This window comes from uncultured Campylobacter sp., from assembly GCF_938018145.1.
Taxonomy (GTDB): Bacteria; Campylobacterota; Campylobacteria; order Campylobacterales; family Campylobacteraceae; genus Campylobacter_A.
In genome coordinates this window covers 1-2,267 of sequence record NZ_CALIII010000076.1, presented here as the reverse complement: position 1 = coordinate 2,267, position 2,267 = coordinate 1, and the positions used below count along the sequence as shown (strand labels likewise).

The following is a 2,267-nucleotide window of genomic DNA, read 5'->3' as shown; positions in this document are numbered from 1 at the left end:
TCGTAGACGAAAAAGGCAGCGTAAATTTGCTAACTCAAAAATTTGAAGCGCCGTCCGAAATCGTCGATTTAAATTTAACCTTTCCTAAAACGGGATTTGGAGCACAAAAAGATATCTACAACATCGTAATCGAGGCCACCGATACTAGCAAATGGGGATTTTTCCTCGGCAACACGCAAAAAAAAGAGGTAAAAATCACCGTCGATAACAAAAAACCCGACGTAAACATCCTAAACCACTCATACGCCATCACAAAAGGCGGTAGCGCGACGGTCGTGTTTAAGGCGACTGATGAAATGCTAAAAGAGGTCTATATCGAGACGAACTACGGCAAAAAATTTATTCCGAGCAAATTCGTAAAAGACGGCTACTACGCTTCTTTAGTGGCTTGGCCGGCGCAGCAAGGCTCGTTTAGCGCCGACGTCGTGGCGCTTGACGCGGCGGGAAATATAACCAAAAGCAAGATAAGATTTTTCTACCAAGACAAAAAATACCGCATCTCAAAGATAAAACTAGACGGCCAAAGTAGATTTTTAAACGAAAAAATCCCAGAACTAGCGCAGCAATACGCTAAAAACTACGACGCTATGAGCAATCTGGAAAAGATGAAATTCGTAAATGAAAATCTCCGCGAGGCAAATGAGAAAATAATCTCGCAAATCGCCGCAAAAGTCGAGATAGACGCGGCGGAAAACTTTAGCGTAAATAAATTTTACCCGCTAAAAAACGGCAAAGCGGTAGCGAGCTTTGGCGACCACAGATATTATACATTTGAGGATAAAGACATCAGCGAAAGCTGGCACATGGGCATCGACCTAGCCTCGACGCAAAGAGCCGACATCGTCGCTAACAACGACGGCACGGTCGAATTTGCCGCGGATAACGGCATCTACGGGCGTAACGTCCTGATAAATCACGGATTCGGGCTATTTTCGCTCTACGGACACTGCAGCTCGCTAAACGTCAAAGCCGGCGACTCCGTCAAGGCGGGCGACGTCATCGCAAACACGGGCGTTACGGGTCTAGCGATGGGTGATCATTTGCACTTTGGCATGCTAGTTCAAGGCATAGAAGTGCGCCCCGAGGAGTGGATGGATAACGGCTGGATGAAGGATAATGTAACCGGCGTTTTGAGCGCTGCCAAAAAAATGGTCGAATAAATTTGCCATTTTGTTGTAAATTTGTTGTATAATGGCAAGAATAAGAAAAATAAGGGCGAAAATTTGAAACAAACAACCATAAAATCAACCGTAGAAGGCGTAGGCATCGGACTTCACAAGGGCGAACCGATAAAAATCACGCTTGAACCGCTCGGGGCAAATTCGGGAATAATATTTTACAGAAAAGACCTCGGAGTGAGCTTTAAAGCAGAGCCGAAAAACGTGATAAACACTCAAATGGCAACCGTAATCGGCGGCAAAGAGGGCTACATTTCGACGATCGAACATCTCCTTAGCGCGATAAACGGCTACGGCATAGACAACGTCCGTATCGTCCTGGACGCCAACGAGGTGCCGGTCATGGACGGCTCGGCGATAAGCTACTGCATGATGCTGGATGAAGCGGGCACAGCGGAGCTTGACGCAGATAAAAAAGTAATCGTAATCAAACGCCCGGTAGAAGTAAATAAAAACGGAAAATTCGCCAGAGTAACGCCGTCAAATAACCCGAAATTCGACTTTACTATCAAATTTGCCCACCCGATAATCGGCGAGCAAAACTACGTGTTTGAGTTTAGCAAACAAGCCTACATCGAGGAGATCGCGCGCGCTAGGACGTTTGGATTTTTAAAAGACGTACAGATGCTAAGAGCGCAAAATTTAGCCCTCGGCGGCAGCCTAGATAACGCCGTGGTTATCGACGATAATAAAATTTTAAATCCCGAAGGCCTGCGCTTTGAAAACGAATTCGTTCGTCATAAAATTTTAGACGCGATCGGCGATCTAAGCCTGATGGGCGCGCCATTGATGGCTGATTATACGAGCTTTGCGGGCAGCCACGAGCTAAACCACGAGCTAACGCTAGCTATCCTAAGCGACGATAAAAACTACGAAATCGTCACGCTAAAAGGCGATTTCGCGCGCGAGTACCAAAAGGTATTTGCATAAAAAATATCCAAATTTTAGTTATCGCTCTTAGCTCGCCGCTAATCGTCGGCATTTATGACGAAAACGGCGAGCTTTTAGAGCAAATTTCTAGCGAAGAAAAATCCGACGTCTCCCTCGTAAAAATAATGGACGAGATCTTAAACGGCGGCAAATTTAATC

Annotated in this window: 2 protein-coding genes; both read left to right on the top strand. The window is 45.8% G+C overall.

The window, feature by feature from the left end; translation table 11 throughout:
• Positions 1–1,160 (top strand): M23 family metallopeptidase (locus Q0338_RS01690; RefSeq protein WP_298085247.1); only part of this gene is annotated, 1,160 nt, incomplete at its 5' end.
• 63 nt (positions 1,161–1,223) lie between these two features.
• Positions 1,224–2,108: a UDP-3-O-acyl-N-acetylglucosamine deacetylase gene (gene lpxC / locus Q0338_RS01685; RefSeq protein WP_295144988.1), complete on the top strand. Its 885-nt coding sequence runs from the start codon at positions 1,224–1,226 to the stop codon at positions 2,106–2,108.
• Positions 2,109–2,267 lie beyond the last annotated feature (159 nt).